General features: G+C 65.6%; 17 protein-coding genes. 6 read left to right on the top strand and 11 right to left on the bottom strand.

The genetic code is table 11. The features are described 5' to 3' along the window. Positions 1-33 precede the first annotated feature (33 nt). Positions 34-1,125, top strand: coding sequence for a diguanylate cyclase domain-containing protein (locus ACNQPL_RS20955; protein WP_416467784.1), 1,092 nt, complete (start codon positions 34-36; stop codon positions 1,123-1,125). Here ACNQPL_RS20955 and ACNQPL_RS20950 read toward each other — a convergent pair. Both ACNQPL_RS20950 and ACNQPL_RS20945 read right to left on the bottom strand, forming a co-directional pair. Beyond that, on the bottom strand, positions 1,100-2,398 hold the full coding sequence (locus ACNQPL_RS20950; RefSeq protein ID WP_416467783.1) for an ATP-binding protein: 1,299 nt from the start codon (positions 2,396-2,398) through the stop codon (positions 1,100-1,102). The genes ACNQPL_RS20955 and ACNQPL_RS20950 overlap by 26 nt on opposite strands. Positions 2,399-2,404: 6 nt before the next feature. Continuing rightward, complete coding sequence (locus tag ACNQPL_RS20945) at positions 2,405-3,106, bottom strand: response regulator transcription factor (RefSeq protein WP_346613211.1); 702 nt, start codon at positions 3,104-3,106, stop codon at positions 2,405-2,407. 157 nt (positions 3,107-3,263) lie between these two features. Here ACNQPL_RS20945 and ACNQPL_RS20940 point away from each other — a divergent pair, with 157 nt between their 5' ends. The 3 genes from ACNQPL_RS20940 to mobA all read left to right on the top strand — a co-directional run bounded on the left by ACNQPL_RS20940 (position 3,264) and on the right by mobA (position 8,252). Next, complete coding sequence (locus ACNQPL_RS20940) at positions 3,264-4,439, top strand: efflux RND transporter periplasmic adaptor subunit (protein WP_416467782.1); 1,176 nt, start codon at positions 3,264-3,266, stop codon at positions 4,437-4,439. A gap of 11 nt (positions 4,440-4,450) precedes the next feature. Further along, positions 4,451-7,579, top strand: a complete 3,129-nt coding sequence (locus ACNQPL_RS20935) for a multidrug efflux RND transporter permease subunit (RefSeq protein ID WP_416467780.1) — start codon at positions 4,451-4,453, stop codon at positions 7,577-7,579. Between the two features lie 100 nt (positions 7,580-7,679). Then, complete coding sequence (gene mobA / locus ACNQPL_RS20930) at positions 7,680-8,252, top strand: molybdenum cofactor guanylyltransferase MobA (protein ID WP_416467779.1); 573 nt, start codon at positions 7,680-7,682, stop codon at positions 8,250-8,252. 132 nt (positions 8,253-8,384) lie between these two features. Here mobA and ACNQPL_RS20925 read toward each other — a convergent pair whose 3' ends face one another. From ACNQPL_RS20925 to peaA, 5 genes are all read right to left on the bottom strand, one after another. After that, the gene (locus ACNQPL_RS20925; RefSeq protein ID WP_416467777.1) at positions 8,385-10,058 is read right to left on the bottom strand and encodes a fatty acid CoA ligase family protein; all 1,674 of its coding nucleotides are present in this window, start codon (positions 10,056-10,058) and stop codon (positions 8,385-8,387) included. Between the two features lie 127 nt (positions 10,059-10,185). Next, positions 10,186-11,307, bottom strand: a complete 1,122-nt coding sequence (gene peaD, locus ACNQPL_RS20920) for a quinohemoprotein amine dehydrogenase subunit beta (protein WP_416467776.1) — start codon at positions 11,305-11,307, stop codon at positions 10,186-10,188. Between the two features lie 32 nt (positions 11,308-11,339). Then, positions 11,340-11,663 carry a quinohemoprotein amine dehydrogenase subunit gamma gene (gene qhpC, locus ACNQPL_RS20915; RefSeq protein WP_008091708.1) on the bottom strand — a complete coding sequence of 108 codons (324 nt, stop codon included), beginning with the start codon at positions 11,661-11,663 and terminating at the stop codon, positions 11,340-11,342. Between the two features lies 1 nt (position 11,664). Further along, on the bottom strand, positions 11,665-13,095 hold the full coding sequence (gene peaB, locus ACNQPL_RS20910) for a quinohemoprotein amine dehydrogenase maturation protein (RefSeq protein WP_416467774.1): 1,431 nt from the start codon (positions 13,093-13,095) through the stop codon (positions 11,665-11,667). Positions 13,096-13,146: 51 nt separating this feature from the next. Beyond that, complete coding sequence (gene peaA / locus ACNQPL_RS20905; protein WP_416467773.1) at positions 13,147-14,712, bottom strand: quinohemoprotein amine dehydrogenase subunit alpha; 1,566 nt, start codon at positions 14,710-14,712, stop codon at positions 13,147-13,149. Between the two features lie 494 nt (positions 14,713-15,206). Between peaA and ACNQPL_RS20900 the strand changes: the two genes are divergently transcribed. Both ACNQPL_RS20900 and ACNQPL_RS20895 read left to right on the top strand, forming a co-directional pair. Beyond that, on the top strand, positions 15,207-16,700 hold the full coding sequence (locus ACNQPL_RS20900; protein ID WP_416467772.1) for an aldehyde dehydrogenase family protein: 1,494 nt from the start codon (positions 15,207-15,209) through the stop codon (positions 16,698-16,700). A gap of 152 nt (positions 16,701-16,852) precedes the next feature. Beyond that, complete coding sequence (locus ACNQPL_RS20895) at positions 16,853-18,166, top strand: hypothetical protein (RefSeq protein ID WP_416467771.1); 1,314 nt, start codon at positions 16,853-16,855, stop codon at positions 18,164-18,166. A gap of 130 nt (positions 18,167-18,296) precedes the next feature. Here ACNQPL_RS20895 and ACNQPL_RS20890 read toward each other — a convergent pair whose 3' ends face one another. The 4 genes from ACNQPL_RS20890 to ACNQPL_RS20875 are packed head-to-tail and all read right to left on the bottom strand — an operon-like array spanning position 18,297 to position 23,894. Further along, the gene (locus ACNQPL_RS20890) at positions 18,297-19,589 is read right to left on the bottom strand and encodes an NAD(P)/FAD-dependent oxidoreductase (protein ID WP_416467770.1); all 1,293 of its coding nucleotides are present in this window, start codon (positions 19,587-19,589) and stop codon (positions 18,297-18,299) included. Further along, positions 19,582-20,259: a S8 family serine peptidase gene (locus tag ACNQPL_RS20885; RefSeq protein WP_416467768.1), complete on the bottom strand. Its 678-nt coding sequence runs from the start codon at positions 20,257-20,259 to the stop codon at positions 19,582-19,584. Before ACNQPL_RS20885 ends, ACNQPL_RS20890 begins: the two co-directional genes overlap by 8 nt. Next, positions 20,249-21,982 carry an ABC transporter ATP-binding protein gene (locus ACNQPL_RS20880; RefSeq protein WP_416467767.1) on the bottom strand — a complete coding sequence of 578 codons (1,734 nt, stop codon included), beginning with the start codon at positions 21,980-21,982 and terminating at the stop codon, positions 20,249-20,251. Before ACNQPL_RS20880 ends, ACNQPL_RS20885 begins: the two co-directional genes overlap by 11 nt. 1 nt (position 21,983) lies before the next feature. Next, positions 21,984-23,894, bottom strand: a complete 1,911-nt coding sequence (locus ACNQPL_RS20875; RefSeq protein ID WP_416467766.1) for a sigma-54-dependent Fis family transcriptional regulator — start codon at positions 23,892-23,894, stop codon at positions 21,984-21,986. Between the last annotated feature and the right edge of the window lie 429 nt (positions 23,895-24,323).

Raw genomic sequence — 24,323 nt, 5'->3', positions numbered from 1 at the left:
ACTGACAAAGCACTCCTCAACAGGGCCAGATGAATGTTCAAGACCATCGAGGAATACGTGCGCCAGCAGGTGGCCCCCGCCGCCCTGCGCGCCGAATTTCGCCAGCATGAATACGACACCGCTCGACGCTTCTGCCAACTGATCTTCTGCCTCAGCATCGCTGTCTGGCTGCTCTTCGACCTGATGGTCAGCTACCTGGGCAACCAAGGTTTCACCTGGCTTTCAGGCCTGTTCCTGGCGCTGATGTGCAGCCTCACCGTGGTCCTGGGTTTTACCCGCAAAACCCACCACTTCGACGTGCTCAACCTGCTGTTCATAGCCGTCATCACCTTGGGCATGCGCCTGGTCATCGAAGGCATCCCGATCGCCCTTCGCCCGGTCTGGCTGGTGCTCGGCACCTCCACCGTGCTGTACAGCGTCTCGGTGCTGCCGGTACGGCGCTGGTCGTTCTTCTGCGCCATGGGCATCACCTGGGCCATGCTGAACCCGTTCTATGACACCAACATCGACCTGGACGACCTTGAAGCAGCCATGTTGGTGAGCTATGCGGTGTTCCTCAGCGGCCTGGTGATCTACAGCTACCTGCGCATCCGCCAGGCCAAGCTGCACAATTTCTACATGTCCAAGTTGCTGCTGGAACAGGCCTACGTCGATGTGCTCACCGAAATCCCCAACCGCCGCTCGTTCATGGCCAAGGCTCAACGCCAATTGCAGCAGGCACCACCCGGGCAGTGGCTGGCCATGATCGACATCGACAATTTCAAGAAGGTCAACGACCGCTACGGGCATGACGTCGGCGATGAGGTGCTCAAACGCGTGGCCGTGCACATCAAGGCATCGATGGCGGGCCATGAGTTCGCAAGGCTCGGCGGCGAGGAATTTGCGATCTTCCTGCACGGGCTGGATCAGCAAGCCGCCGAGCGCCAGGTTGAATCGTTGTGCAAGCGGGTGCGCGAAGACCTGGGTGCGCACCCGGTGACGATCAGCATCGGGCTGGCCGAGGTGGGCAGCGCAGATACCCTGACCATGGCGCTGGTCAAGGCCGACCAGGCGCTGTACCAGGCCAAGCACACCGGCAAGGACCGCTTCGTGTTGTGGACTAGCCGGCTGGCAGCCGAATCCTGAACTGCGCCCCACCCAGCGCCGACTGCGCCACGGTAAGCGTTCCGCCCTGGCCCTCGATGGCCCTTCTGCTGATCGCCAGGCCCAGGCCGAAGCCGCCGGTATTGCGGTCGCGGCTGCGGTCCAGGCGGTAGAACGGCTGGAAGATCCGCTCGCGCTCCTGCACCGGGATGCCGATGCCGTCGTCCTCGACGGTCAGCAGGCAGGCGCCGTTCGCCTCCAGGCGCAAGCGCAGCAGCAGGCTCTGGTCGCAATAGCGCATGCCGTTGCGCACCAGGTTCTGCACCGCGCGGGCGGTCAGCCGTGGGTCGAGCACGAAGCGCGGCAGATCGCCTTCGGCGCGCACCTCCCACTGGATGCCACGGCTGTCGAGTTCTTCGGCAAAGCCGCCGAGCACGCTGTCGACCAGTTCCAGCAATGACACCTCGACCCGCTCGCGGGCCTGGTCGGCGTTGTACAGCCGGCTGTAGGACAGCAGCTCGAGCACCAGTTCGTCCAGCTCACGCACATGCCCGACCAGCTCCAGCAGGCGCTTGCGGCTGCTGGGCGGCACTTCGTCAAACAACAGCACCAGGCCGAAATCCAGCCGCGTGAGCGGCGTGCGCAGTTCATGGGACACCGCATTGAGCAGCTCGCGCTGCTGGTTGACGTGGCGCTCCAGGTCGCTGGCCATGGTGTCGAACACCCCGGCCAGCTCACCGATGTTCGAATGCGGCGAGATATGCGTGCGCTCGGCCATCTGCCCCTGGCCCAGGCGCCTGGCGGTTTCCTTGAGGCGCTCCAGGTCGCGCCAGTGCGGCCACACCCACAGCAGCAGGCAGCCGAGCATGGCGGCGCCGATCAGCACCGTCACGCCCCACGACAGCACATTGATGTCCAGTGGGTCTGGCGGCGCGTGCAGGCTCACCAGCCAGCCTTGTTCCAGCGGGGCCAGCACGGTTTGGTAGTAACCCCAGTCGCCGATGCGCACTGCGTACAGGCCGTGCTCCAGGCGTGCCTGCTCCTGCGGGCTCAAACCGGCCTGGTCGGTGCGCAGCAGCGTCACCTGCAGCGGCGCGAATGCCTTGGCCAGGTCCTGCTCCACCGCAGGCCACTGCTCGCGCGGGGCCTGGCGGAACTGGCGGACGATCAGCGATTGCACCCCCTTGGCCTGGTCCAGGTTGTAGGCCATGAAGCGGTCATGGAACAGGCCGACGATGGTGTCCGGAATCAACAGCAGCGCACCGGCGTAAGCGACGATGATCAGCAGGTACAGGCGCACCAGAATCTTCAGCATGCGGTATCAGCACTCCCATTCGACGCGGCTGAACAAGTAGCCCTTGCCCCACACGGTCTTGATCTTGCGCGCCTCGCCGGCGCTGTCGTCGAACTTGCGGCGCAGCTTGGAGATGGCCACGTCCACCGAGCGGTCGGTGCCGTTGAACTCGATGCCACGCAATTGCTGGAGAATGCGGTCGCGGCTGAGCACTTCGCCGGCATTGCGGGCCAGCACCACCAGCAGGTTGTACTCGCCGCTGGACAGCTCCACCTCTTCGCCGCGCCAGCTGACCACGCGCTCGGCCAGGTCGATACGCAAACCGCCGACCAGGATCTGCTCGCTGTCCAGGCGCGGCTCGTGCACGCTGCTGCGGCGCAGCAAGGTGCGTACACGTGCCAGCAGCACGCGCGGTTCGCAGGGTTTGGTCACATAATCGTCGGCGCCCATCTCCAGGCCCAGCACCTGGTCGTGGCTATCGTCGCGGGCCGTGAGCATCAGGATCGGCAGGCTTTGTGATTCCTGGCGCAGCAGGCGGCACACCTGCAGGCCGTCGATGCCCGGCAGCATCAGGTCGAGGATGACCAGGTCCGGTTTGTCCTGGCGGAACGCCTCCAGCACATGATCGCCCCGGGCGATCACCCGCACATGGAAGTCATTGCGTTGCAGGTAGCTGGCAATGAGCTCGGACAGGGCACTGTCGTCTTCGACCAGAAGAAGGTTTGGCATAAGCGCTTGGACACAAGGGGAAAGACCGGCAGGATATAGAATCCCGCCCGCAGACAGGATTGTTCTTCACACTTTTTCACACTCGCCCTACACAGCTTAACAGGCGCTCAGGCAACCTCTGCCTTAGCATACGCACGGTCATCATCGGAAGATCCGTATGCCTATCATGTTTACCCATCGCCTGCGCCCTTTGGCGCTTCTGGCACTGCTTACCCTGTCCCTGGCCGGTTGTGGCGACGACGCCGGGAAGGACGAGCAGGCACCCACGCCCCACGTCGGGGTAGAAACCCTGCAGTTGCAGCCGCTGGCGATCAGCACCGAACTGAGCGGGCGCATTCTGGCACCGCGCACGGCCGAAGTGCGTGCGCGGGTCGCCGGCGTGGTGCTCAAGCGTGTTTACCGCGAGGGCAGCGACGTCAAGCAAGGCGACGTGCTGTTCCTCATCGACCCGGCACCGTTCAAAGCCGACCACGACAGCGCCCGGGCCACCCTGGCCAAAGCCCAGGCCAACCTGTACCAGGCGCGCCTGCAGGAACAGCGCTACCGCGACCTGGTGGATGACAAGGCCGTCAGCCGCCAGGAATACGACAACGCCCGGGCCGCCTTCCTTCAGGCTGACGCCGAAGTGGCCGAGGCCAAGGCTGCACTGGAGCGGGCCCGCCTGAACCTGGGCTACGCCACCGTCACGGCGCCGATCGCCGGGCGCATCGGCCGTGCGCTGGTCACCGAAGGTGCCCTGGTGGGGCAGAACGAGACCACGCCGCTGGCCACCATCCAGCAACTGGACCCGATCCATGCCGACGTCACCCAGTCGACCCGCGAGCTCAACGCCCTGCGCCGCGCCTTGCGTGCGGGCGAACTGCAGCAGGCCGGCAACGGCGAGGCGCGTGCCACGTTGATCCAGGATGACGGCAGTGCCTACCCGTTGCCCGGCAAGTTGTTGTTCTCCGATATCAGCGTCGACCCGAGCACCAACCAGATCACCCTGCGCAGCGAGTTCCCCAACCCGGACCTCGACCTGCTGCCCGGCAGCTATGTGCGCGTACGCCTAGAGCAGGCCGTGCAGCCCAAGGGCATCAGCGTGCCGCAGCGCGCCATCCTGCGCGACAGCGCTGGCGTACCGAAGGTGCTGGTGGTCGACGCGCAGGCGCGCATCAGCGAACGCCAGGTGGTCCTCGGCAACGCCCAGGGCGACCGCTGGATCGTCAGCGAAGGCCTTGCAGCCGGTGACCGCGTGGTGGTCGAAGGCCTGCAACACGTCAAGGCCGGTGACCATGTGCAGGTCGACGCCAGCCAGAACACCCAGCCCATCGCCCAGCACAACGGCCAATGAGGGCCTGACCCATGCCGCAATTCTTCATCGACCGCCCGGTGTTCGCCTGGGTGGTCGCGTTGTTCATCCTGCTGGCCGGCGCGCTGGCCATCCCGCAGTTGCCGGTGGCCCAGTACCCCAACGTGGCGCCGCCGCAGGTGGAAATCTATGCCGTGTACCCGGGCGCCTCGGCGGCGACCATGGACGAGAGCGTGGTCAGCCTGATCGAGCAGGAGCTCAACGGCGCCGACAACCTGCTGTACTTCGAGTCGCAGAGCAGCCTGGGTAGCGCCACCATCACCGCCACCTTCGAACCGGGTACCCACCCCGATCTGGCCCAGGTCGATGTGCAGAACCGTCTCAAGGTGGTCGAGTCGCGCCTGCCGCGCCCGGTCACCCAACAGGGCCTGCAGGTGGAAAAGGTCTCCACCGGCTTCCTGCTGCTTGGCACCCTGACGTCCGAGGACGGCACGCTCGACGAAACCGCGCTGTCGGACATTCTGGCGCGCAATGTGATGAACGAAATCCGCCGCCTCAAGGGCGTCGGCAAGGCCCAGCTGTACGGTTCCGAACGGGCCATGCGTATCTGGATCGACCCGGCCAGGCTGATCGGTTTCAACCTGACGCCCAATGACGTGGCCGAGGCCATCGCTGCGCAGAACGCCCAGGTCGCACCCGGCAGCATCGGCGACCTCCCCGCCCGCAGCACCCAGGAGATCACCGCCAACGTGGTGGTCAAGGGCCAGCTCAGCACCCCTGAGGAGTTTGCCGCGATCGTGTTGCGGGCGAACCAGGACGGCTCGACCGTGACCATCGGCGATGTTGCCCGGGTCGAGATCGGCGCCCAGGAGTATCAGTACGGCACGCGGCTGAACGGCAAGCCGGCCAGTGCCTTCAGCGTGCAGCTGGCGCCGGGCGCCAACGCCATGGAAACCGCCACGCTGGTGCGGGCGAAGATGCAGGAGCTGTCGCGCTACTTCCCCGAAGGGGTCAAGTACGACATCCCTTACGACACCTCGCCGTTCGTCAAGGTGTCGATCCAGCAGGTCATCAGTACCCTGTTCGAAGCCATGCTGCTGGTGTTCGCGGTGATGTTCCTGTTCTTGCAGAACCTGCGCTACACGCTGATCCCGACCCTGGTGGTGCCGGTGGCGCTGATGGGCACCTTCGCCGTCATGCTGGCGCTGGGCTTCTCGGTCAACGTGCTGACCCTGTTCGGCATGGTGCTGGCCATCGGCATCCTGGTGGACGACGCCATCGTGGTGGTGGAAAACGTCGAGCGGATCATGGCCGAAGAAGGCCTGCCGCCCAAGGAGGCCACGCGCAAGGCCATGGGCCAGATCAGCGGCGCCATTGTCGGCATCACCCTGGTGCTGGTGGCGGTGTTCCTGCCCATGGCGTTCATGAAGGGTTCGGTGGGCGTCATCTACCAGCAGTTCTCACTGTCGATGGCGGTGTCGATCCTGTTCTCGGCGTTCCTCGCCCTGAGCCTGACGCCGGCCCTGTGCGCTACGCTGCTCAAGCCCCTGGCCAAGGGCGAGCACCACGAGCGCACAGGGTTCTTCGGCTGGTTCAACCGGCGTTTCGAGGCCATGAGCAACGGCTACGAGCGCTGGGTCGTCAATGCACTCAAGCGCAGCGGTCGTTACCTGCTGGTGTATGGCGTGCTACTGGCCGTGCTGGGTTATGGCTTCAGCCAACTGCCCACGGCGTTCCTGCCCACCGAGGACCAGGGCTACACCATCACCGACATCCAGCTGCCGCCGGGTGCCAGCCGCATGCGCACCGAGCAGGTGGCCGCGCAGATCGAGGCGCATAACGCCGAAGAGCCTGGCGTGGGCAACACCACGGTGATCCTCGGGTTCAGCTTCTCGGGCAGTGGGCAGAACGCCGCGCTGACCTTCACCACCCTGAAGGATTGGTCCGAACGCGGCGCCGACGACAGTGCCCAATCGATTGCCGACCGCGCCAGCGCAGCGTTTTCGCAGATCAAGGATGCGGTGGCGTTCTCGGTGCTGCCGCCGCCCATCGACGGCCTGGGTGAATCCACCGGCTTCGAGTTCCGCCTGCAGGACCGCGGCGGCATGGGCCATGCCGCGCTGATGGCCGCCCGTGACGAACTGCTGGCCGGTGCCCGCAAGAGCAAGATACTGGTCAATGTGCGCGAGTCATCGCTGGCCGAAAGCCCGCAGGTGCAGCTGGAGATCGACCGCCGCCAGGCCAACGCGCTGGGCATCTCGTTTGCCGATATCGGCGCGGTGCTGGACACCGCAGTGGGCTCCAACTACGTCAACGACTTCCCCAACCAGGGCCGCATGCAGCGGGTGGTGGTGCAGGCCGAAGGCGACCAGCGCAGCCAGGTCGAGGACTTGCTGAAAATCCACGTGCGCAACAGCAGCGGCAAGATGGTCCCGCTGGCTGCCTTCGTCCAGGCCAAGTGGGTCAGCGGCCCGGTGCAGCTGACCCGCTACAACGGCTACCCGGCCGTGTCGATTTCCGGCGAGCCGGCGGCCGGCTACAGCTCGGGCGACGCCATGGCCGAGGTTGAACGCCTGGTCGCGCAGCTGCCGGCCGGCGCCGGCCTGGAATGGACGGGCCTGTCGCTGCAGGAACGCTTGTCCGGCAGCCAGGCGCCGCTGCTGATGGCGCTGTCGCTGCTGGTGGTGTTCCTGTGCCTGGCGGCGCTGTACGAAAGCTGGTCGATCCCCACCGCCGTGCTGCTGGTGGTGCCGCTTGGCGTGCTGGGTGCGGTGCTGGCGGTAACCCTGCGCGGCATGCCCAACGACGTGTTCTTCAAGGTCGGCCTGATTACCCTGATCGGCCTGTCGGCGAAGAATGCCATCCTTATCATCGAGTTCGCCAAGAGCCTGGTGGACCAGGGTGTGGACGCTGTCGACGCCGCCATCCAGGCTGCCCGCCTGCGCCTGCGGCCGATTGTCATGACTTCGCTGGCGTTCATCCTCGGCGTAGTGCCATTGGCCATCGCCACCGGTGCCAGCTCGGCGAGCCAGCAAGCGATCGGTACCGGGGTAATCGGCGGGATGCTCAGCGCGACCTTGGCGGTGGTGTTCGTGCCGGTGTTCTTTGTGGTGGTGATGCGCCTGGGCGAGCGCCGCCGCAAGCGGGCCGATGGCGACGCGCAAGCTATCGACGCTCAATAAGCCGCCGGTGGGATTGCCCTGTAAGGGCACCCCCGGCCAGCCTGGACAATTGCGCTGCAGCGTGGGAGGGTGCGGTCCTTGCACTTCAGGAATCGACACAATGCCCAGGCTCCCCTCCTTTTCTGCATTGATCCTCGCTGGCGGCCGCGGCCAGCGCATGGGCGGCCGTGACAAAGGGTTGGTGCCGTGGCGTGGCGAACCACTTGTGGCGCATGTGCAGCGCGTGGTGCGGGCGCTCAGCGATGACGTGGTGATCTCCTGCAACCGCAACCAGGATCTTTATCGCCCGTTTGCCGATCAGCTGGTATCCGACGCTGAAGTGGGCTTCCCCGGGCCGTTGGCCGGCGTCATTGCCGGGCTGGCAGTGGCGCGGCAGGAATGGGTGGTGGTGCTGGCCTGTGATGCGCCATTGATTGACCAGGGGTTGATCGAGGAATTGCTACAGCTGGCGGTGGCCAATGACAGTGCCGCCATGGTGCGCCAGGCTGGCTATTGGCAGCCGATGTTCAGCGTGCTGCCGCGCAGGTTGCTGCCGGTGCTTGAGCAGGCCTGGGCGGCGGGTGAGCGGAGTTTGCAAAAGGCGCTGTTGCTTGAGCCGGTGCAGGGGCTGGAGTGTGCCGAGGATGATCGGCGGTTGAGCAACTTCAATAGCCCCGACCTGCTGCAGGGCTGAGCTAGCGACTGCCTGTACCGGCCCTATCGCCGGCAAGCCGGCTCCCACAAGGTTCTTTTACGCAAGCCTCAGGCGTTGCGCATTACCTGTGGGAGCCGGCTTGCCGGCGATAGGGCCACCGAATGCGACATATCAACCACCAGCCAGCTCCTCGATACTGATCTCGCGCATCCTGAACTTCTGCACCTTGCCCGTCACCGTCATCGGGAACTCGTCGACGAAGCGGAAATGCCGGGGCACCTTGAAATGCGCGATCCGCGCCCTCGCCCACTCGCGCAGTTCCTCCTCAGTGACGAGATGCCCAGGGTGCAGCCGCACCCAGGCGACGATCTCCTCCCCGTACCTGCTGCACGGCACGCCGATCACCTGCACATCGGCGACTGCCGGGTGGGTGAAGAAGAATTCCTCGAGTTCACGCGGGTAAATATTCTCGCCACCGCGGATGATCATGTCCTTGCTGCGCCCGACAATGCGCACATACCCCTGCTCGTCCATCACCGCCAGGTCACCGGTGTGCATCCAGCCTTCATCGTCAATGCTTTCAGCGGTGGCCTTGGGGTTGTTCCAGTAGCCCAGCATCACGCTGTAACCCCGGGTGCACAGCTCGCCGATTTCGCCGCGCGGCACGCTGTTGCCGTCGGCATCGATCACCTTGTTCTCCAGCCGTGGCTGGGTGCGGCCGACGCTGGTGACGCGGCGCTCCAGGTCGTCGTTGGCGCCGGTCTGCAGTGACACCGGGCTGGTTTCGGTCATGCCGTAGGCGATCTGCACTTCGGCCATGTGCATCTCGTCGATCACCCGGCGCATCACCTCGATCGGGCAGGTGGCGCCGGCCATGATGCCGGTGCGCAGGCTCGACAGGTCGAAAGCGCTGCGCTGTGGGTGGTCCAGTTCAGCGATGAACATGGTCGGCACGCCATACAGGGCGGTGGCCTTTTCTTGGGCCACGGCGCGTAGCGTGGCCAGCGGGTCGAACGCATCGTTGGGGTAGATCAGGGTGCTGCCGTGGGTCATGCAGCCCAGGTTGGCCATGACCATGCCGAAGCAGTGGTACAGCGGCACCGGGACCACCAGGCGGTCGTGCTCGGTCAGGCCCAGGCTCTCGCCGACCATGTAGCCGTTGTTGAGGATGTTGCTGTGGCTGAGCGTCGCGCCCTTGGGAAAGCCCGTGGTGCCCGAGGTGTACTGAATGTTGATCGGGTCGCCAGGCTGCAACTGTGCCTGGCGTTCGGCCAGCGCTTCGGCGCTGACGGCAGCGGCGCGGGCCTGCAGGTCGTGCCAGGCGAGAAAGCCAGGTGGCGGCGTGACGGCCAGGCTGACGACCCCGCGTAGCGCTGGGAAGCGCTCGCAGTTCAGCGCGCCGGGGTGCCCTTTGGCTAGGCCAGGGACCAGGCCCGACAGCATGGCGTGGTAGTCGGACGTCTTGAAGGCATCGGCGCAGATGACCCAGCGGCAGCCCGACTGACCGAGCGCGTAGTCGAGTTCGCTTGCGCGGTAGGCCGGGTTGATGTTGACCAGGATTGCCCCGACCTTGGCGCTGGCGAACTGGGTGATGCACCATTCGGCGCAGTTCGGTGCCCAGATGCCGAGCCGGTCGCCGGGTTGGACACCCAGGGCCATGAGGGCGCGGGCATGCTGGTCGACGGCGTCGGCGAGTTGCCGCCATGTGTAGCGCAGGGCCTGGTGGCGAACCACCAGGGCTTCGCGGTCGGGGAAGCGGGCGACGGTGGTGTCGAAGGCGTCGCCGATGCATTGGGTGAGCAAGGCCTTGCCCTGATCGCCCTGGGAGTAGCTTGGCTGGGTCATGGGTGCGCTCTTGTTGTTTTTGTGGTGCCGAATCGGGCCCTATCGCCGGCAAGCCGGCTCCCACAATGACCGAGGTGTCGCATGGTCCTGTAGGAGCGGGCTTGCCCGCGAAGAAGCCAACACAAAATTACCTGACAAACACCTGCGGCGTGGTGGTCGACATATCGCCACCGGGCAGCTTGATGTTCTTCACCTTCTCCAGTGTTTGCGGGTCGAACACCGCCAGGTCATTGAAGGTGCCGCCCAAGTACAACTTGTCGCCCTTCATGTCGAAGGTCACGCAGTAGTAGGTGTGCTCAAGGTTAGCTGCCTTGATCAGCTTGCGCTCTTTGATGTCATAGCGCGCCAGGCGGTTGAGCACGCCGTAGATCTGGTTCGGGTCCTTCGGCGAACGCAGGCCGGTGAAGTACAGCTCGGTCAGGTCGGCGAACTCCTGGGTGTGGGTCTTGCCGGTCTTGAGGTCCACGCTCAGGTAGCCGTACAGCAGCTCGGCGGTGTTGGGGTCTTGTTTCTCGTCCTTGAACCTGGCGATGGTGTACAGCATCGACAACTCGTGGCGCGGGCTCTGATGCGGCCAGAAGTACAGCACGTCCGGTGCGCTGTAGCCTTTGCGGTTCCAGTTGCGCAGCGGCAAGGCCACCTCGTACTTGCCGGTGTTCACGTCCATCTTGTAAATGTCGGGGCCGGCGACGAACAGGCTGCCGTCATCGGCGGCGCGCATCAGGTATACCTGGCGTGGCATCGGGAAGGTGCGCACTGGCTTGGCGCCTACTCCGTCGGCGGTGCGGAACACTTCGAGGCGCGGTGGCTTGACCACGTAACGGTCGTTCAAACGCTGGCTGGGGTTGACCGTGGCGTACACCTCTTTGCCGTCCGGGCTGATGGCGAACGAGTACATCGACTTGCCGACTTCGCCTGGCACGCTGGACAGGTTGGCGTGGAAGGTGGTCTTGCAGGTGTCCAGGTCGATACCGTAAATGTCGGCGTAGTGGTTGTTGAGTATGTAGGCGGTACGGTTGTCCGGCGCCATCATCGCGGTGCCCGGGCCGAACGCGTCGGGCAGGCGGCAGCTTTTATACAGCGTGTCGCTGGCCACATCGACCACGTGCAGGTTGTTCGGGTAGTTGGTGGCGATCAGGTATTCGTTGCCGGCCTTCAGGGCAGGCGCGGCGTCATCGGCCTGTACCGCCCAGGCGCAGGCCGTGGCGGCGACGGTGAGCGCGAGCTGCGCGCAGAGTCCAGGTTTCATGCGGTTTCCCCTTGTCATTCTTGTTGGGCCGGTCACTTGTCTTTCGGGAACACGGTGCCGAGGTTGCGCCAGTCGTCCTGCGAATTGGTCGCCTGGGCGTTCCAGTCCTGGTAGGTGCTCATCATGTCCGGCACCTGGGCTGGCCACCAGCAAGGGTCGGAGCAGCCATAAAGGTCGGCCTCCATCGGCTGGCACAGCGAGCTGACCCCGCCAAAGGCGTCCACTTCCCAACCCGGGTCGGTGGTGGCGGTGCAGCCGGCCACTGCGCTCATGGCCATGACTTCTTCGACGCGGTCTTCGGCAGCGGCCTGTTCGAGGATGCGTGCCTTGTTGTTCAGGGGCTTCAAGTGCTTCATGTCAGTGGGCCTTGCGCGGAGTGATATAGCGGTCGATGAAGGCCGGGTTGGCGGCCATGATGCGGCTGTAGACTTCGATGCCGAAGTCGACCCAGTCACGCATCAGTTCGCAATAGTGGTAGGTCGGGTGCTGCGGGTCGCCGTAGCGTGCGTAGCTTTCGTGGTAGCAGCCGCCGGAGCACAAGTTGCGGATGCGGCAGCTGTCGCAGCCGGTGTTGCTGCGGTCCAGGCGCTGGGACAGGAAGTCATTGAGCTGCGCCTGCTTCACGCCCTGGTGCACGTTGCCGAAGGTCGGCAGGCTGGAGCCGGTGAAACGGTGGCACAGGTTCAGTTCGCCCTCGTGGTCCACCGCCAGCATTTTCAGCCCGGCGCCGCACGGCAGAGCTTTCTTGTGGCCTTCGTGGATATCGGTGATCAACTGGTGCAGGTTGGAAAAACCGATGTTGCGGTGTTCCAGGGCGGCCTCCAGGTAGCGCCGGCCGAGGGCTTTCATGTTGGCGAAAACCGCGATCAGCTCCTCGCCGGTGAGGTTGAAGTCGGCCATGTCGCCCGAGGTCACCGGGGCGAAGCCCACCTCGGCAAAGCCCAACTCATTGAACAGGTGGTTCCAGATGGTCTCGACGTCGGTGATGCCGCGGGTCAGGGTCACCCGCGCCCCAACCGGCCGGCTGGTGTAGCGCGACAGCAGCAGCTCGGCCTTGCGCCGCACCACGTCATAGGTGCCCTGCCCGCCCACGGTGATGCGGTTGCGGTCGTGCACGGTCTTGGGCCCGTCGATGCTCACCGACAGGCCGAAGCGGTGGGCATTGAGCCAGTCGATGGTGTCTTCGGTGAGCAGCGTGGCATTGGTGGTCATGATGAATTCCACCTGCTTGCCGGCTTCGGCGAAGCGCCGCTCGCAGTAGGCGACCATGTGCTCGATCAACGGCCGGTTGGACAGCGGCTCGCCGCCGAAGAACACCACGCTGTAGCGTTGTTCGTCGGGTGATTCCTTGAGCAGCATCTCGACCGACGCCTCGGCGGTGGCGGTGCTCATCTTCTTGCCGGCCGAGGGTTTGTCCAGGTCTTCCTTGTAGCAGTAGGTGCAGCTCAGGTTGCAGCCGGTATTCACGTTGAGCACGACGGTGTTCAGCGCCGTACGCTCGACTTGCTTGAGGGCGATTTCCGGGGTGAGCGGCGAGCCGTCGCTGACCAGCTCCAGCGCGATCAGCTCGCGCAGGGTGTCCTCGATGTCGTTGCCGGCGAACTGCTGGCCGAGGCGCTGCACCAGCTCCTCGGCGGAGCAGCCGTGCTGGCGCAGGGTGTCGATGATGCCCCCGGTCACCGCGTCGGCGGTGAACAGCGAACTGCTGGGGATATGAAACAGCATGCGGTCGGCATCGACCTGCACTTCGTGCAGGTTGCGCTCGACCAGGTTCAGTAATACGCCCATGGCGACCTCCGATAATCGATCCGTTGGTTGATGCGTCTGGCAGGCCAACCCTTATGGCAGGGGCGGGTTGTTCCAGCGCTGGACGGTGACGATCATGTGGCCCTCGCCGGTCTGGCCGCCGTCAGCCAAGGTAGCGATGACTTTCAGGTTGCCGGCGTTGTTGGTCATCATCTTGCGCGCAGGGTTAGGGCCCGCACCGCCTGGCACGAACACGCCGTCAGCCTGCATCTGGCCAGCAAACTTGACGTCTTCGTCCTCGACCGCACGTTCGTTGAACGGCTCGACCTTCCACGTGGCCGGCAGGTAACCGATGCGCAGCGGCTGGCCGCTGGCATCCTTGCCCCAGGCTTCGGCCTCGAAACGCCCCTGAACCTTCGGTACCGCCGCGCCGTTTTCGCCGATACGGGCGATGGAGAACGCCGGCACGACCTTCACCGCCTCGACCTTGTCGTAAACAGCCAGGTTGACGCCCTTGAGTGCACCGACTGCAACCTCACGCTGGCCAGGTTTGGCATCTGCTGCCGCGCGCGCCTTGAGCCGCACCAGGGTCGGGGTCTGCTCCAGCACCTCGGTCACCTCGACACCCGCGCCCAGGTCAGGCTTGCCGCTCAGGTCGCTGCCCACCAGAGTGATCTCACTTTCGCCACCGGCCTTGATGTAGCCAGGCTGTACTGCCAACAGGCGTGGTTTGCCGGCTTTCACCGCGGTGAAGTCCAGCCCGCGCTCGTCGTGCTCGGCCTCGAACATGCGGCCTTTCATCTCGCCGTCCAGCGCCGCGAACACCTGGCGCAAGCTGGCGTCGCCCACCTTGACGTTGCCGCGCCACTCGTAACCGTTGTAGAGGATCGCCGTGCCAGTGCCATTGAATGGCGTGCCGTCGGCATAGGCGCCCTTGACTTCCACCTTGAAGGTATCGCCTTGCTCGGGGCTGACCGTCATCACCCCGCGCACGTCGCCTTTGGCCAGCATGTGGCCGCTGAAGGCCCATTGCCCCGGTAAAGCATCGGCCTTGGGTTTGGCGTTCTGCCAGTCAGCCCAGGCTGTGCTGTCCAGCGGGAAGCGCTTGGCCAGCTCCGGCACCACCTGCTTGAGGGCGATGTCCAGCCAGTCGCGGTCGCGTGCCTGGGCCTGGTATTCCAGCGATGGCCACTGGCTGAGGTGGAAGTTGACCAAATGCTCCCATTCCTGGGCCGGCCGGCGCTGCAGAGCGACACGGGCACCGGAGTGGCAACGGCCGCAGGTTTCGCCGATGATCGGGTCGAAGTGCTCGACGGTATTGAGCCGGCGCTCCATGGCGTAGCGCACGCCTTCGGTTTCGCTGGGGGCCAGGCCTTGCTTGTCGGCCAGGTACTTGACCAAGGTGCGACGGTCATCGTCACTGATCTGCAGGCCGTGCATGATTTGCATGCGGGCGATGCTCATCAGCCAGCCTTCGGGCGTTTTGCGCTGGTGGCTGATGCGGCTGTAGGTATCGTTACCCTCGGGGATATGGCACCCCATGCACTTGTTCTGCAACAGGCTCGGGCCCTGCTCGGCCGCCATGGCCTGGGTGCCCAGCAGTGCGGCGGCGATCAACGCCAGTTTGCCCGCTTGCCGCCGGAGTCGAGTCGTCTTCAAGGTCAGACCTCCACGGTTGTTGTTCTTATGGTTTTCGCACGCTTGGGTACAGCAGGTGTGCATGTGACAGTTGCGATACAGAAACTGTGCCAGATGCTTGAAAATTGTTGTATTTCAGCTTCTTAGCGCATTTAAGGGACCTGCAACCACACCTTGGTGTCGAGTCGGAACGTGCCATTTCGCGACAGGGTGTTTCATGTTGAGACAGGGGCCTGCTGCGCAGGCCATCGCCGGCAAGCCAGCTCCAACAGGTACAGCGGCGTAGGTGATGACTGCACTGTACCTGTGGGAGCCGGCTTGCCGGCGATGAGGCCTTGTAGGCACTGTTTCAATCACCGTCTCACACCGTCTCAATGTGCAACAGCGCAGCTGCGCAATGGCACCCGTGCACCAAGGCAAACCCTAGGCAGTTCAAGCAGTTGCGCCTGCTTGGCCACCTTGGCACGGCCATTGCGCCGGTGCCCGGCACATCCAATGACAAGAGGCACAGCCCCATGCTTTCCGACCTGCCCATCCTGCCCGCCACCCGCGCCTTCCTGGAGCGCAAGCTGAAGATGCGCATCGGCGCCGACTGGCAGGACGCCACCAGCGGCCGTACCCTGGCGTTCCGCAACCCGGCCAGCGGCGACATCCTCGGCGAAGTGCCGGCCGCCGAGCAGCAAGACGTCGACCGCGCCGTGCGCGCCGCGCGCCAGGCCTTCGACGATTCGCCCTGGAGCCGCATGCGCCCACGCGAGCGGCAGAACCTGCTGTGGCGCCTGGCCGACCTGATGGAGCGCGACGCACAGCAACTGGCCGAGCTCGAATGCCTGAACAACGGCAAGAGCGCTGCCGTGGCCAAGGTCATGGACGTACAGTTGGCCATCGACTTCCTGCGCTACATGGCCGGCTGGGCCACCAAGATCGAGGGCAGCACCGTCGAAGCCTCGATGCCGTTGATGCCCAACGACCAGTTCCACGGCTTCGTCCGCCGTGAGGCCGTGGGCGTGGTCGGCGCCATCGTCGCCTGGAACTTCCCACTGCTGTTGGCCTGCTGGAAACTCGGCCCTGCCCTGGCCACTGGCTGTACGGTGGTGCTCAAGCCCGCCGATGAAACCCCGCTGACCGCGCTCAAGCTCGCCGAACTGGTCGATGAAGCCGGTTACCCGGCCGGGGTGCTCAACGTGATCACCGGCACCGGCCTGAACGCCGGCGCGGCGCTAAGCCGCCACCCAGGCGTCGACAAGCTGACCTTCACTGGCTCGACCGAAGTCGGCAAGCTGATCGGCAAGGCCGCCATGGACAACATGACCCGCGTCACCCTGGAGCTCGGCGGCAAGTCGCCGACCATCGTCATGCCCGACGCCAACCTGCAGGAAGCTGCCGCCGGCGCCGCCACGGCAATCTTCTTCAACCAGGGCCAGGTGTGCTGCGCGGGTTCGCGCCTGTACGTGCACCGCAAGCACTTCGACAACGTGGTGGCGGATATCGCCGGCATCGCCAACGGCATGAAGCTCGGCAATGGCCTGGACCCGACCGTGCAGATGGGCCCGCTGATCTCGGCCAAGCAGCAGGACCGGGTCACCGGCTACATCGAACTGGGCCGCGAGCTGGGCGCGACCATCGCCTGCGGTGGCGAGGGCTTCGGCCCGGGTTACTTCGTCAAGCCGACGGTGATCGTCGACGTCGACCAACGCCATCGCCTGGTGCAAGAGGAAATCTTCGGGCCGGTGCTGGTGGCAATGCCGTTCGATAACCTGGACGAGGTGCTCGGCATGGCCAACGACAACCCTTACGGCCTGGGCGCCAGCATCTGGTCCAACGACCTGGCTGCCGTGCACCGGATGATCCCGCGCATCAAGTCGGGGTCGGTGTGGGTCAACTGCCACAGCGCCCTGGACCCGGCGCTGCCGTTTGGTGGCTACAAGATGTCGGGCGTCGGCCGCGAGATGGGTGCGGCGGCGATCGAGCATTACACCGAATTGAAATCGGTGCTGATCAAGCTCTGATCGACATCTGCACCGGCCTCATCGCCGGCAAGCCGGCTCCCACAGAATCACCACAGGCTTGAGACGCGCGCGGTCTCTGTGGGAGCCAGCTTGCCGGCGAAAGGGCCTGGCCAGGAAAAACAAATACAACAAAAAAAAACATGGAGTCCACCATGAAGCACACACTCGCCTGCACGTTGGCACTGATCGTCATCGCCCCCCTGACCCAGGCCCACGAGCTCTACAACCACAACGGCACCACCCTCAATGCCGACCTCGAAGCCCTGTTCGGTGCCTTCCACAGCGACGAAAGCTACAACCAGGCCGGCAACCGCCAGCCAGGCAGCAGCAACTGGCGCGAGGGCTATGTGAAATACGGCCTGAGCGGCAGCCAGGCCCTGGCCGAAAGCGGCGCCCTGTACGCTGCCTTCAACCTGCTCAGCTCGGCCACCTGGGGCGATGGCGATGCCGCCGGCCTGACCCTCGGCGACGAGCGCCGCACGGCCATCGAAGACCTGTACCTGGGCTGGCGTTCGGCCAATCTGTTCCCTGCCCTGGGCGAAGACGGTGTCGATCTATCAGGCGGCCGTCAGGTGGTGACCCTGGGTGACGGCTTTCTGATCCAGGGCGACCCGGTCAACCTGGGCAAGGTAGACCTGGGCGCCAACTTCGACCGCGGCGGTGCCTACTACCTGGCCGCGCGCAAGGCCTTCGACCGCACCGCCGTGCTGCGCCTGGGCGGCAAGGACGGTTGGCGTGGCGATATGATGTGGCTGAAATCCGACAACCATTACCAGGCCGACACTTCGCTGGCGGTGGCCAACCTCGAGCATGTCGCAGACGCCGGCACCGTCGGCGTCAGCTGGATACGCGGCCTCGACGTCGACCCGCGCTATGCGCAGATCATGGGCCTTGAGCATCGCGATGGCATGGACACGGTCAGCCTGCGCGGGCGCGGCAACCTCGGGGTGAAGGACCTGGAGCTGGCGGGCGAATACGTCACTCAGGACCGCACGGGCGGTAGTGAGAATGCGTGGTACCTGGAGGCTGACTGGACTTTCTCGGCGCTGCCCTGGACACCCACTGCCAGCTACCGCTACAGCCGTTTTTCGGAACATTTCGACCCGCTGTTCTATGGCCTGAGCCGCGGCTACGGGACCTGGTTCCAGGGTGAGGTGGCAGCCAACTATGCCGGGCCGTTCAACAAGAACAGCCAGGTGCACCACGTAGCGCTCAAAGGCAAGCCGCTGGACAACCTGACGGTGGGGGCACTGTACTTCGACTTCGATACGCTCGACACCGACCTGGGCAACCTGGGGGGGCGTGAACTGGACCTGTATGTGGAATGGATGGTCAACGAGCACCTGCTGATCAGCCCGCTGGTGGGGTTCTACAAGCCAGAGCGCAGTGCGGTGAATGGCGGTACCCAGATGGGCAGCCGGGATACCGGGACCTATATGCAGTTGGTAGTCGGGACCTTCTTCTGACCAATTGGGGCTGCTTTGCAGCCCATCGCCGGCAAGCCAGCTCCTACAGGGCCAGCGCAGATCTCAAGACCGGTGATGAGCCTGTAGGAGCTGGCTTGCCGGCGATGGGCCGCACAGCGGCCCCAAATGCTCAGGCCCTGCCCTGCTCTGCCAGCCACCGCCGCAGCATCATCTGTTGCACTGGGGAGTGGCTGCTCATGACCTCGTCCAACGCCTGCCCCGCCAGCACCGCCCGCACCACCGGCGCCAGCTCCACACCTTGCAAATGCCATACCCCCAACGGCTGATCCCCTGTGACCACCACCTCAGCCTCATCCACAAAGCCCTCACGCAACACCGGCCTGCGCGCTACCCGCACTGACTGCCAATCGGCCGCCACATGCAACGCCTGTGCATCGGGCCAACCCCGGCGCCGCGCCCAGAACGGCTGCCCCATGCGTGTCTGCTCCTGCCCGTAGAAATCCCGCCCGATCCGGGCAAAGCGCATGAACAACTGCTCGACCCGCTGCTGATGAAATTGCCGCGCCAGCGCAGCCCGCTCGGGCCGGCGCAACAGGGTGTTGATCACCACAGGCGCCTGCAGCGCCGACGACAGCGACTGGAAAATCCCGTTCCCCGACAGTGGGTCAACCGCCATCGCAGCATCCCCCACCCGTATCCAGTCATCCCCTACGCAGGCGCCGGCAAGAATCGCGGTGCTGCTGCGCGCATGCACCTGTGCAGGTTCCATCGCCTGCGCCCCGAACAACTCGGCCACCAGCGCCGAGCCACGGCGCCGTGTGGCGCAGTAATCCGGCAGAGCTGCCTTGCCCGGTACCCCTTGGGCGTCCAGGGTAATTTGCCAATAGCAACGGCCATCGGCCAACCTGGCCATCCAGGCCCAGCCGTCGTCCAGGCTTTCCACCGCCGAAGCCGGTGGACCAGGGGCGTCGTGCCACAGGTTCAGCAAACTGACCGTCTCTGGCCCGCGCAAGCGGTCAACCGCCAACGGCGCCTGGCGCCCGCGTGCTTCAACCAGAAAATCGGCCTGCAGCACCTGCCCATCGTCCAGGCGTACCTGGTGAGCTTCGGCACGCAGCACCTCACGGATGCGCCCTTCGACCAGCGTCACCCCGGCCCGCACAAGGTCATCCCGCAAGGCGCGGTCGAAGCGTTGCCGGTCGAGCAGAAACTCCTGGTTCATCTGCAAGTGCTCGCCATTCCAGCGCACCTGCCGGACCGCCGGCATCGCCGCCTCGCTCAAGGCGCCGCCCAGGCCGGCATGGCGCAGCCCTTCCAGAACCCGCTGCGAGACGCCCTCCACCGCCGCAAAACGGCGCCAGTCGGAGACCACCGTGACCGGGTAGCCCAGCCGACGCAGGCCGATTGCCGTGGCGGCACCGGCCGGGCCGGCGCCCAATACCAGAATGCGCGGTTCAGGCATCGCGCGCCCCCCGCCGCTCGGGGCCGACAAAGGCTGCATGCGCTTGCAGCCACGCCACAACCTGGTCCCGCTCAAGATCGGGCTGTTGTTGCAACAGCGCGGCGATCCGCCCGGTTACCGCTGCACAACCCAGGCTGGCGCCGGCCATGCCGCGCTCGCCGACGTAACCGCCGAAGTCGGCCTGGGCGCTGTTCAGCCACGACCACTGCCCCGGCGCGCAGCGAGCATCGCCGGTGATACGGATAACGCCTGGGTAAGCGGCCGGGTACACTGCGCTGCCCTGCGCCGGGCTCGATGCACAAAGCAGCACACCAGCAGCCTGCACCTCGGCGCAGGCCTGGCGCAGTACCGGCCGATCCTGCTGCAGCCCAAGGCTCAGGTTGATCAGCGTGGCGCCCTGCTCTGCCAGCCACAGCAATGCGCCGGCTACCTGCAAGGCGCTGGTGCTCGCCTGCTCGGCAAACACTTGGGCTACCAGCAGCGGCACCTGGCCTGCCTGGGCCTGCAGCCGGGCTAGCACCGCGCTGCCATGGCCAAGCCGGTCGGGCTGCGGCTCGCCGTCACGCAGCACGCCGTCCTCCAACCAGAACCGCCGCGCCGCACACAGGCCCAAGGCCTGTGCCGGGGAGCACCCGCTGTCGATCACCCCGACCTGCACGTCATGGGCCATGCTTGATGGCCTCCTTGGGCAACACGCGCAGTTGCCCGCCCAGCAACTGCAAGTGCAGGTCGGCATCGGCCAAGGTCGAGGCGCGGTGGCTGATAAGAATGCGGGTGCGCCCGGCGAACAGCTGGTCGATGGCGGCAATCACCTCACGCTCGGTCGCTTCGTCCACCGCTGAAGTGGCTTCGTCCAGCACCAGGATCGACGGGGCCTGCAGCACGGCGCGGGCGATGGCGATGCGCTGTTTCTGCCCCCCGGAGAGTTGCTGGCCGCGCTCGCCGAGCAGGCCATCCAGGCCCAGCGGCAGGCTGTCGACCAGGGTTTCGAGGTGCGCCAGGCGCACCACCCGCTCAAGCTCCGCGCGGCTGGCCTGCGGCGCACCGTAGGCAAGGTTCTGCGCCAAGGTGCCACGGAACAGCACGATATCCTGGCTGACCACGGCGATGCGCTGGCGCAATGCTGCAAGGTTCAGGTCCCGCAGGTCGGCGCCGTCCAGCAGAATGCGCCCAGCATCGGGGTCGTAGAAACGCTGCAGCAGGTCGATCAACGTCGATTTCCCGACACCGGATGCGCCACTGATAGCCACTTTGAGGCCGCCCGGCACGCAGGCATGCACGCCGTCCAGCACCGCACCCTGGCGCCCATCGTGGGCGAAGTGCACGCCTTCCAGGCGCAATTCGCCTGGGCCTTGGGGCATCGGCCGGGGCGTATCCGCCTCGCGCACGGCCACGGCCTCCTGCTTCAGCTCCATCACCCGGCCCAGGCTCACGGCCATGCGCTGCACCGCCACATACAGGCCCAACAGGCTCTGCACCGGCCCCACGGCCATGCCCATGTAGGTAGAGAACGCAATCAGCGCGCCCAGTTGCCAGGTACCCTCGATAACCCACCAGCCACCGACCAGAAACGCGCAGGCGCGGCACCACGACGTCAGGGTACCGGGTATCGCCTGGGTGAAAAACTCGGTGACCTGCACCTTGAGCAACTGGCGCATGTACCCCTGACCCAGCTGGTCCAGGCGCCCGGCCTCGCGGCCTTGCTGGCCGGACGCCTGGATGAACTTCATCGCCGGCAGCGTTTCGACCAGGAACGACGACACGTCAGCCGAGCGTTCGCGCAGGCTGCGCACTTCGCGCTCTACCTTGCGCCGCATCCAGCGCAACCACAGCACCTCGATCGGGACCAGCAGCGCCAGCAGCAGCGACAGCTGCCAGGACAGCATCAGCATCAGCGCCACTGCGCCTACCAGGCCAATGACCGCCGACACCGCCGAAAACAGCGAGTCCACGGCAAAGCGCTGGATTTCCGCCACATCGCCATCCAGCCTGGACAGGATGTCGCCGGTACGCCGGCGCCCGTAGAAGGTTGGCGACAGCTGCTGCAAGTGGCGATACAGGTCATCGCGCAGGGCAAACAGAATGCGCCCGGACAGCCGCGTGTGCAGGTAGCGGTTGACCCCAGCCAGCACGGTGCCGAGCAGCCCGGCGACGATCATGATCGCGGCCACGTGCCAGAGGGTCTGGTAATCCTTGGCCAGCAGGCCTTCGTCGATCAGGGTCTTGACCAGCCAGGGTTGCGCCAGCGCCAACAGCGAGGCGCCCAGGGAAAGGCCCAGCAACACACCGATGGCGTGGCGCTGCGGGCGGACGAAACCATACAACCAGGCCAACGCCTGGCGCATGAGCGCGGGGTCGCTGGTCTCTACCAGCCTTGCGAACAGGTTACCCATATCAACCGCGCAACTGCTTGAGCTTGCGGTACAACGTGGCGCGGCTGATGCCCAGGGCCTCGGCCGCAGCCGAGACATTGCCCTGATGCCGGGCCAACGCTTCGCGAATCAGCTCCAGCTCGTTGTCCCTCAAGCTGCCGGACGGCGCAGCGCCGCTGGCCAGCTCGTCGAGCAGGCAATCGGTCAGGTGCTCGAGGGTAAGCTGCTGTTCACCGTCTTCACGCATGGCCAGTGCGGTGCGCACAACCATCTCCAGCTGGCGGATGTTGCCCGGCCAGTCGAAGCCCTGGAGCAGCGCAGCCAGGGCCGGGTCGAGGCTTACGCCGTTGGCGCCGGCCTTGTCCAGCAGGCCCTGGACGAGGCTCGCCAGGTCGTCCCGTTCACGCAGTGCCGGCAAGCGCAGCGAAACGCCGTTGACGCGGTAGTACAGGTCTTCACGAAAATGCTGTTCGTGCACCAGCCGCTTGAGGTCGCGGTGGGTGGCGCAGATCAGCGCCACGTCGATGTCCTGCTCGTCGGCCGCGCCCAGCGGCGCCACCCGGCGCTCCTGCAACACCCGCAGCAGGCGCGCCTGCAAGGCCAACGGCATGTCGCCGATCTCGTCGAGGAACAGCGTGCCGCCGTGGGCCTGCATCAACCGCCCGACCATGCCGCCACGGCGGGAGCCGGTGAAGGCACCCTCGCGGTAGCCGAACAGCTCGGACTCGATCAGCCCCTCGGGGATGGCCGCGCAGTTTACCGCCACGAAGGGTTTGTCGGCCCGTGGGCTGGCCTGGTGCAAGGCGCGCGCCACCACCTCCTTGCCGGTACCGGTCTCGCCCAGTAGCAGCACCGGCAGGCCACTGGCCAGGCCCTGGCGGGCCATGCGCAGGTTGCGCGCCAGGCGTGCATCGCCCCCGGCCAGGGCGTCCAGCGCCGGCGATGTGTTGGCCAGTGCCGGTTTGCTCGGTGCCACGCTGCTGGTCAGCTGGCCATGGCGTGGCAGCTGCAGCGCGCGGAAGAAGAACTCGCCCTTGGCAGTCTGCACGCTGCTGACGCCGCCCTGCCACAGGCGTGCGATGAACGCTGGCGAGCGTTCGCCGAGCAGGTCGCTGCTGCGCCGCCCGATCAGGCCCTGGCGCGGTACCTGCAACAGTTGGCAGGCGTTGTCGTTGGCCGCCAGCACTTCACCGTCCAGGCTCAGTGCCAGCAAGCCGTGCCATGCGCTGTTGAGGTACTGCGGGCGGCTGTGGAAGGCCAGCACCAGCTGCTCGGGGTGGCACAGGCCGAACAGCCGGCTTTCGATATTGCCGGCAGCCAGCATCAGCATCGACAGGCTGTCTTGCGGCTGGGCCATGTTGCCTTCGCGGGTGATGTCGAGCACCCCGATCACCTCGCCATTCGGGTCGCGCAGCGGCACCGAGGTGCAGGCGAACGGGCTGAGCCGGTCCAGGTAGTGTTCGCCGCAGTTGATCAGGGTCGGCCGGCCTTCCACCACCGCCGTGCCGATGGCGTTGGTGCCGCGCAGCGATTCGCTCCAGCAACTGCCGGGGTGCAGGTCGCGCAGGCCTTCGCGTTCGAGTACGTGGGTTTGCCCTTCGATGGCCAGCACGTTGGCCTGGGCGTCGCCGAGGATGATGATGCCGGCCTTGCCCTGGCGCGCCACCAGATAATCCAGCTCGGGGGTCACCGCGTCGACCAGCAGCCGGTTGTGGTCCAGCAACGCGCGCAGGTCGAGGCCCTGCTGCAGGCCCAGGCCGACCTGCTCGCCTTGCAGGCAATTCAGGCCATGGCCCAGGCTGCGGCGCCAGGAGGCGTCGATTTCGTCGCGCAGCATGCCTGACGGCAGCTGGCCTTCGCGGGCCAGCTTGAGACGGGCCTGGCGGGCTTCATGGAGTGGGTCTTGGGCGGTTGGTTGTTGTTGTCGCGCCATTTTTTGCTCCGGCTGTGCCTCTTCACGGTGAGGGCAACGGGCTTGGGAATTTTTTTGCAGTGTGCGGGAGATTTTTCTGGGCGTCATCAGGGAGATTGCGGGGGGGTTGGAGTGCATGCCTTTGGGTTTTGCAGTGCTTTTGAGATCGAGCGCCGCCCGCGGGGCGCATCGCGAAGCGCTTGCCTTGGGATCTTCAGCGCCCTTGAGATCGAGCGCCGCCCGCGCGGCGCATCGCGGGGCGCTTGCCCTGAGATCTTCAGCGCCCTTGAGATCGAGCGCCGCCCGCGCGGCGCTTCGCGGGGCGCTTGCCCTGAGATTTTCAGCGCCCTTGAGATCGAGCGCCGCCCGCGCGGCGCTTCGCGGGGCAAGCCCGCTCCCACATTTGTTGCAACGTGCCATGGCCTGATAGGCCATAGTTGTCAGCCTTGG

Source organism: Pseudomonas sp. LFS044, from assembly GCF_047978245.1.
Taxonomy (GTDB): domain Bacteria; phylum Pseudomonadota; class Gammaproteobacteria; order Pseudomonadales; family Pseudomonadaceae; genus Aquipseudomonas.
The sequence above is the reverse complement of the archived record's forward strand: the minus strand, read 5'-3'. Positions and strand labels throughout refer to the sequence as shown.